General features: G+C 58.3%; 1 protein-coding gene. It reads right to left on the bottom strand.

All coding sequences use genetic code 11. The features are described 5' to 3' along the window. Positions 1 to 575 (bottom strand): EAL domain-containing protein (locus J5224_RS34275; protein ID WP_264629299.1); only part of this gene is annotated, 575 nt, incomplete at both ends.

The raw sequence follows: 575 nt of genomic DNA, 5'->3' as shown, positions 1-575 counted from the left end.
TAGCTCGGTAACCGGCAAGCGGCGCAGATAGCTGAGACTGGAATAGCCGGTGCCGAAATCATCCATCGACAGGCGCACCCCTTGCTCACGCACTTCAGCAATGGTTTTCATGGTATTGGGGTTGGTATCGAGCAGCACGCTCTCGGTGAGTTCGAGGGTTAAATGCTCCGGCGACAACGCATGACTGGCGAGGGTAGACGCAATCATGCGCGGCAGATCGAGGTTGTGGAAACTGGTGGGCGACAGGTTGACAGAAACCGAGGGCACCGGCAGTCCTGCATCCCGCCAGGCGGCCAGTTGGCAGCAGGCTTCGCGCAGCGCCCAGCGGCCCAAATCGGCGATCAATCCGCAATCTTCTGCCAGCGGAATAAAACGCGTTGGCGGAATACTGCCAAGCTGCGGGTGCGTCCAGCGCGCCAGCGCTTCCACACCGTACAGTTTCCCGGTTGCCAGCTCAATTTGCGGCTGGTAGTGCAAGGAGAGTTGATTGAGCTTCAATGCCTGGCGCAGTGCGGTTTCCAACGCAAGACGTCCTTGCGCCAGTTGATTCATTTCATTGCTGTAGAAACGGGATT

This window comes from Candidatus Symbiopectobacterium sp. NZEC135 (assembly GCF_025962695.1).
This window is presented reverse-complemented; position numbering and strand designations above follow the sequence as displayed.